This window comes from Variovorax sp. P5_A3, from assembly GCF_056400665.1.
The window spans coordinates 75,959-82,316 of the sequence record NZ_JBFUKW010000034.1; the positions used below are offsets into that span (position 1 = coordinate 75,959).

A 6,358-nucleotide genomic window follows, 5' to 3' on the forward strand; every position below is an offset into this window, starting at 1 on the left:
TCTTACTCTCCTCGGAAATCGGGGGTCCGCTTCTCGCGGAAGGCACCCAGGCCCTCCTGGCGGTCCTTGGTGAAATACAGCATGAAGGACACGTCGCCTTCGGCGGCCATGCCTTCGGCCAGCGGCAGGTCCATCCCGCGGTCGATCACGGCCTTGGTGAACATCACCGACAGCGGTGCGTTGCCGGCGATGGTGCGTGCCAATTCGCGCGCCTTGTCAATCGCCTTGCCGGCCTCGGTCACGTGGTTGACCAAGCGGTACTCGCGCGCCTCAGCCGCGGTGATGCGCCGGCCGGTCCACATGAGTTCCTTGGCCAGGGCCGGGCCGATGAGGCGCGGTAGCGTCTGCGTGCCGCCGCCGCCGGGCATCAGGCCCAGGCGGATCTCGGGCAGGCCGAACTTGGCGTTGGCGCCGGCGACGATCATGTCGCCGACCAGGGCCAGTTCCAGGCCGCCGCCGAGCGCGAAGCCCTCGATGGCACTGATGACAGGCTTGGTGTAGGCAGGCAACTCACGAAACAGGGAGTTCACCTTGCGCGACCGCTTGCGTTTGCGATAGAAGTCGAAGTACTCGTTGTCGCCGATGGTGAATTCGCTGGTGTCGATGCCAGTGCAGAAGGCCTTGTCGCTGCCGCGCAGGATCACCGCGGCGATCTCCCGCTTCGACTCCGCCTCGCCGAGCGCGTCGAGGATTTCCTCGGCCGTGGTCTCGCGCAGCGAGTTCATTTTCTCGGGGCGGTGGATGGTGATTTCCAGCCAGCCTTCTACCTGCTCGACGATGATGTCCTGGTAGCTCATCTTGAAGATCCGCTTTCTTACTAGTGGTGTGTTGGGGAGATAGGGGACGCCAGCGGCGCTTCGCCGCCGATGGCGCGCTCCACCTGGCGGTGCATGTGCGCCATGCATTCCGCGTCCTGGCGCTGTTCGGCGCTGATCGCGAGTTCGAGGCAGACGCGCGCAGGGGCCGCGAGCACGAGGATGCGGTCGGCAATCTCGAGCGCGTCCTCGATGCGGTGGGTGACAAAGACACAGGTCTTGCGCTGCTCGCGAACGATCTCAGCGAAATCGCGCCGCAGCGTCTGCGAGGTCACGTGGTCAAGCTGGCTGAACGATTCGTCAAGCAGCACCAGCGCCGGATCGACGGCCAGGGCGCGCGCGAGCGACAGCCGCTGGCGCATGCCTCCCGACAGCTCCGATGGGTATTTATGCGCCGCATCGCCCAGCTTCACGCGCTCCAGCCATTCCTGTGCACGCTGGCGCGCTTCGGCCTTGGGGCGTTTGAGCAGCAGCAGGCCCAGCTCGACGTTCTCACGCGCAGTGCGCCAGGGCAGCAGGCGGTCGGTCTGGAAGCTCACCGAGAGCTTGCCGCGCAACGCGGTGAAATCGACCGCCGGGTCAACACCGGCCACCTTCACCGAGCCCTCGTCGGCCGACGATGTACCCATCAGCAGCGACATCACGGTGCTCTTGCCGGCCCCGGTCTGGCCCAGCAAGGCCACCGTTTCGGCCTCGCGCACCACCATCGAGAGATGGTCGATGGCGGTGTGGCTGCCGAAGCGCTTGCTGACGTCGCGCAGCTCGATGATGGGAACGGGTGTGTTCATTGTCGTTGTCATCAGCGCACCTTCACTTCCTTGCGCCAGCCCAGGAAATGCGTCTCCGCCGCCGCGGCCATCCATTGGATGACCAGGTTGAGCATTACCAGTAGGAAGGTCCATGCGAGCACCTGATCGATGCGAAAGGTCGATTGCGCAAAGCTCATGCGCGAACCGATGCCGAAGGCCGAGGCCACCAACTCCGCGAAGATGACCATGCGGATGGCATAGCCGATCACCGACTTCGTGGTCAGGAAAATGTAGGGAACGATGTGCGGCGCGACCAGGTAGCGCAACATCTGCCAGCGCGTCGGGCGGAAACTTTCCAGCATGTCGACCCACTCGGTGGACAGCGCCCGCACCCCTTCGTAGACGTTCAGCGCATAGAAGGGCAGCAAGATCACCGTGAGGATGAAGAAGATCCGTGCCTCGGGGTCCTTGAACCAAAACACGGCCAGCAGCATCCACGACAGGGCGGGTATGCCGGTATCAACCACCACCAGCGCCTTCAGGTAGGGCCCCACCCGCTTGGACGTGCCCATCAGCAGCCCGACCGCGACGCCTGCAATCGCCGAGAAAAGGATTGCCATGCACAGCCGGCCCAGCGTGATGGCCACGTGGAGCAAGTCGGTGGTGAGCAGTTCGCCCAGCGCCTTAGCGATGGCCTGCGGCGACGGCATCACGTAGTCGGGCACGTACCAGCTTGCGACCTCCATCGCGGCGCAGATGAGCCCCACGACGACAGCCAGCGCCTTTATGTCGCTGCGATCACGCCCGTTCGACACCTTGGCCGCCTTCGCCATCGCTACCGTGGCGGCCGGTGCGCGTGGTGCGATCTCGGGCGCCGCGGCGCTGGCGGGGAGTTCTGCGTGCTTCATGCCGTTCATGCCGCAAAGAAGCCGTTGTCGACCAGCTTGGTGAGCGCGCCGTTGCGCAACAGGAACTCGTTGGCCGAGAGGATGCTGCGCCGCCCTTCCTCGTTCTGCATCGACACGTGCTTGAACTCGAGCCGCTTCGAGGCAATGGCCGTCTTCAGCACGTCCGCGGGAATGCCCGAGTTGGCGCCGGCAATAGTCACGGCTTCCTGCGTTCTGCTGTTGATGCCCTCGATGCACTCGGCAAAGGCATTGTTCAGCCGTGCAACGAGTTGGGGGTCGCGCGCGGCGGCGTCCTTGCGCACCGCCACGCCGAAGTACGGCAGGTCGAGGTTGACGCGGCGGCGGTACTCCTCGCCCGCGTTGTAGAGCACGCGCATGTCGGGCACTCGCTTGAGCCCCACCGATACATTGGGCTCCCAGGTCAGGCCGGCGTCCGCGCGGTTGGCCATGACCAACGTAACCGAGGCGGCAGGGTTGTCCACGTTCTGCACCACCGCGTAGGTTTCGAGGTCGATGCCCGCCAGTTCCTTGACGACGGCGCGCATCATCCGGTAGGTGCCGGTCGACTGCGGTGCCGCAAGGGTTTTCCCTTTGATGTCCTGGATCGTCGCCGGACCCTTGGCCTGCGTGACGATGTTGATCATGTTGCCCGTGGTCACGGAGCACACGTACTGCATCGGCACGCCCGCAATGTAGCGCGAGGCGAATGTGTCCCAACTGCCGATGCACACGTCGTAGTTCCCGGCAACAAAGTCGTTGTAGTAGGTGGTGACGGCCGTGTACGCGGTGGGTTTTCCCAGTTGCAGGTTGTTCGACTTGTCCAGGCCCTTGGCGACGATGTAGTCGGTCAGCAGCGTGGTGAAGCCGGGCGACAGGTTGGCCCATTTGAGGCCCGTTTGGGCGCTGACGCCGCCCGCGGATGCGAGGCCGACGCCCAGCACCGAGGCTGGTGCCCAGGCCGACGCGGCCTTCAGCAACGCCCGGCGCGAAATTGGATAGTTGTTCACTGGTTGTCTCCGTTCTTGAGTTGGATGGCGCGTCGCCGGCCTTGCGGTCTGCGCTCGGTATCTCTCTTTGCGGCGATGTTAGGAAGCGGCCAGCCTTCCGAATAGCATCGGATGTGGACCGGGCGTTCCAGCCATGGAACGCAAAGGCCGCGCGGCGGTGGCGTTGTCGACTAACCTCGCGCCTGCCTCGATGCCGACAGACAACACGCCATGACCGACAAACTCGATCTGAACTCGCTCCAACTGTTCTATGACGTGGTCAACGCACAGAGCATCACGCGCGCTGCCCTCGAACTCGGAATGCCCAAGTCCACTATCAGCCGCAAGCTCACGCAGCTCGAGCAGAACGTGGGCACGATCCTGCTGAAGAAGGGACAGCGCCGCCTGACGACGACGGAAATCGGCGCGCGGTTCTATGAGCATTGCCGGCGCGTGGTGGACGAGGTGGCGCAAGCCAGCGTCGACACGCTGCAGCTGCAAACGGCCATGCGCGGCACGCTGCGCGTCAGCATCCCCATCGACTTCGGCGTGTCGTGGATCGGCAAGGCCATTGCCGAGTTCGTCCGGGCCTATCCCGAGCTCGAGCTGGAGGTCGATGTGAATAGCCGCGCCGTGAATCCCCGGGAAGACCCCTACGACCTAACGATCCAACTGGGGCCGCTCAAGGACACCGAGCTGACCTACCGCCGTCTCGCCACGATAACGCGTGGGGTGTACGCGAGCCCCGAGTACCTCAACCGCCGTGGCGTGCCGCTATCGGTGGACGAACTGCACCGTCACGACTGCATCATCACGACGCAGCAGCGCGCGGACGGCATCTGGACCCTGCGCAATGAGGCCACGCACCGCTTTGCGAACATTGAGGGCAAGGTGGTTGTCAACAATATCTCGATCGCGCGGGAGATGGCGATCGGCCACGTAGGGCTGAGCATGCTGCCGAACGTGATGTGCGCAAGCGACCTGCGATCGGGGCGGCTGCAACGAGTACTGAAGGACTGGGAGAGCCCTTCGATGCATGCCACCGCCTTGGTGCTCGGCCGCAAGGGCATGCCCAGCAAAATCCGCGCTTTTTTGGACTTCATGTCCGATCGACTCAGCTTGGACCAGCAAGAAGCGCGGTGACCTTGGAGATCGCGTCGCTCAGCGAGCCAATCCGCAAGTTGGTGTGTCAAGTCCTCGCCCCTCACATGACACCAATGTGTTGATGGATCCTGTCCGCCAGCACCTCATGAAGGCCTGAACCTCCTCCAGCCCCAGCAGACAGTACACGTCGTAGTAGGGCCGCAGGAAGTTAGCGGGGAACGCCTGGGTTTCGTCCAATCGGCGGCACTTGGTGGAGATCGTCTGCAGCTTCTCGACGAAGGTGTGCGTGGGGGCATAACACGGTACGGCCACTGCACGGTTGTCCTCCACTACCACCCCGCGTTCCATGGTCGAACTGAGTATCACGCTCTACGCTGTCGATACCTGGAATCTGAATACGTGTTGCCAGCGCGTCGTAGCACGCACGCCGTGATTCAACATGTGCAGGCTTGTCCTGATTGCGTCCCGTCTTCACGTCCATGCCGTCGGGCGGTTCAATGCGGATGTCGATGTCTTCGGAAAAAACGGTGGATGACACCGAACCCCTTTGACAAGGACGTGCCACCCTTCAGCTCAAACTGAAAGCCCTGCGCTTGAAGGCCCCACAGGCAATCTACCCGCTTCGCAGTGGCCGCGGGATCCAGGAGGCCCAGGTCTGGGAAGCGGCCGACGCGCTCGTCCACGAAGGCCTGCGCCCGACGATCGAGCGTGTCCGCCAGAAGATCGGCAGCGGCTCGCCCAACACCGTGAGCCCGATGCTCGAGCGCTGGTTTGCCACGCTCAGCAAGCGCCTGGGCGGCCGCGGTGCCGGTCTGGCCAAGCCGAGCAATGCGAGCAATCCAAGCACTGTGACCACCGGCGAAGCGCATCAGGTTCCCTTGACCATCCTCCAAGCCGCCGAGCAATTCTGGGGCGTTGCCCAACGCGAGGCCGACCAGGTGCAGATTCAGAAGACCGAGGCCACGCAGAGCAAAAGGCCCACGCTGCCCATGTCGAGGTGGCGCACGTCGCTTTGAATGCTGCGCAGCGGGCTCTGCAGGAAGAGAAGACGTCCCACAACGATGCCGTGGCGGCTTGGTCGTCGCGACTTCAGGACGCACAGGTCGAGATTGCCACCTTGCGAGAGCGCGCCGCGAGTATGGAACTGCGGGCAACCGACCCCGCCTCCCAGCTTCAGCGCCTGCAGGCGCAGTCGGAGCGCGAGATCAGCTCGCTCCGAGAGAGCCATGATTCGGCCAAGGCCGCGCGGCACCAACTGGAGACACGACATGTGGCGGGCGAGAACGCGCCAGTTCGCCGCAGCAAGAAAAATTCCAAGTAAACAGTGCTGCGAGTTCGGGCCGAGTTGCAACTGCTCGGCCGCGTTGGAGTTGGCGAGGTGATTCGCGCCAGGTCTGGCGCCGCATCGCCCCCCTGAGTTCGGCACTTCTGCACGCGATGGCCGAGGTTGTCATCACTCGATCGCCTTGGCCATGTCCTCGACGATCTTCTTGGCGTCTCCGAACACCATCATGGTCTTGTCCATGTAGAAGAGCTCGTTGTCCAGCCCCGCGTAGCCCGCGGCCATGCTTCGCTTGTTCACGATCACCGTCTTGGCCTTGTAGGCCTCCAGGATCGGCATGCCGTAGATCGGCGTGCCCTTCTGCAGCGCGGCCGGGTTCACCACGTCGTTGGCCCCCAGGATGATGGCGACATCGGCCTGGCCGAACTCGCCGTTGATGTCCTCCATCTCGAAGACCTGGTCGTAGGGCACCTCGGCCTCGGCCAGCAGCACGTTCATGTGGCCTGGCATGCGG

Annotated in this window: 8 protein-coding genes; 3 read left to right on the plus strand and 5 right to left on the minus strand. The window is 63.8% G+C overall.

From position 1 onward, the window contains the following. Positions 1–2 precede the first annotated feature (2 nt). From AC1D3B_RS32435 to AC1D3B_RS32450, 4 genes are read right to left on the minus strand one after another with little or no spacing between them, the layout of a single operon-like run. The gene (locus tag AC1D3B_RS32435; RefSeq protein WP_478194781.1) at positions 3–797 is read right to left on the minus strand and encodes an enoyl-CoA hydratase/isomerase family protein; all 795 of its coding nucleotides are present in this window, start codon (positions 795–797) and stop codon (positions 3–5) included. A 20-nt stretch (positions 798–817) separates the two neighbouring features. Then, a complete protein-coding gene (locus AC1D3B_RS32440; RefSeq protein WP_478194782.1) occupies positions 818–1,603 on the minus strand; it encodes an ABC transporter ATP-binding protein in 786 nt (261 codons plus the stop codon). 11 nt (positions 1,604–1,614) lie between these two features. After that, positions 1,615–2,472 carry an ABC transporter permease gene (locus AC1D3B_RS32445; protein ID WP_478194783.1) on the minus strand — a complete coding sequence of 286 codons (858 nt, stop codon included), beginning with the start codon at positions 2,470–2,472 and terminating at the stop codon, positions 1,615–1,617. 5 nt (positions 2,473–2,477) lie between these two features. After that, complete coding sequence (locus tag AC1D3B_RS32450) at positions 2,478–3,479, minus strand: ABC transporter substrate-binding protein (protein ID WP_478194784.1); 1,002 nt, start codon at positions 3,477–3,479, stop codon at positions 2,478–2,480. 210 nt (positions 3,480–3,689) lie between these two features. Here AC1D3B_RS32450 and AC1D3B_RS32455 point away from each other — a divergent pair, with 210 nt between their 5' ends. The 3 genes from AC1D3B_RS32455 (at position 3,690) to AC1D3B_RS32465 (ending at position 5,883) form a co-directional block, all read left to right on the plus strand. Next, the gene (locus tag AC1D3B_RS32455) at positions 3,690–4,601 is read left to right on the plus strand and encodes a LysR family transcriptional regulator (RefSeq protein WP_478194785.1); all 912 of its coding nucleotides are present in this window, start codon (positions 3,690–3,692) and stop codon (positions 4,599–4,601) included. A gap of 554 nt (positions 4,602–5,155) precedes the next feature. Further along, positions 5,156–5,578: a DNA-binding protein gene (locus tag AC1D3B_RS32460; protein ID WP_478194786.1), complete on the plus strand. Its 423-nt coding sequence runs from the start codon at positions 5,156–5,158 to the stop codon at positions 5,576–5,578. Further along, positions 5,575–5,883, plus strand: coding sequence for a hypothetical protein (locus AC1D3B_RS32465; RefSeq protein ID WP_478194787.1), 309 nt, complete (start codon positions 5,575–5,577; stop codon positions 5,881–5,883). Before AC1D3B_RS32460 ends, AC1D3B_RS32465 begins: the two co-directional genes overlap by 4 nt. Before the next feature lie 132 nt (positions 5,884–6,015). Here the strand turns inward: AC1D3B_RS32465 and AC1D3B_RS32470 are convergent. After that, positions 6,016–6,358 (minus strand): NAD(P)(+) transhydrogenase (Re/Si-specific) subunit beta (locus AC1D3B_RS32470; protein ID WP_478194788.1); only part of this gene is annotated, 343 nt, incomplete at its 5' end.

Excerpts from the sequence above, each read along its gene's own strand:
- AC1D3B_RS32445 (WP_478194783.1), bottom strand. The coding sequence starts at position 2,472 with ATGAAGCACGCAGAACTCCCCGCCAGCGCCGCGGCGCCCGAGATCGCA.
- AC1D3B_RS32435 (WP_478194781.1), bottom strand. The coding sequence starts at position 797 with ATGAGCTACCAGGACATCATCGTCGAGCAGGTAGAAGGCTGGCTGGAA.
- AC1D3B_RS32455 (WP_478194785.1), top strand. The coding sequence starts at position 3,690 with ATGACCGACAAACTCGATCTGAACTCGCTCCAACTGTTCTATGACGTG.
- AC1D3B_RS32440 (WP_478194782.1), bottom strand. The coding sequence starts at position 1,603 with ATGAACACACCCGTTCCCATCATCGAGCTGCGCGACGTCAGCAAGCGC.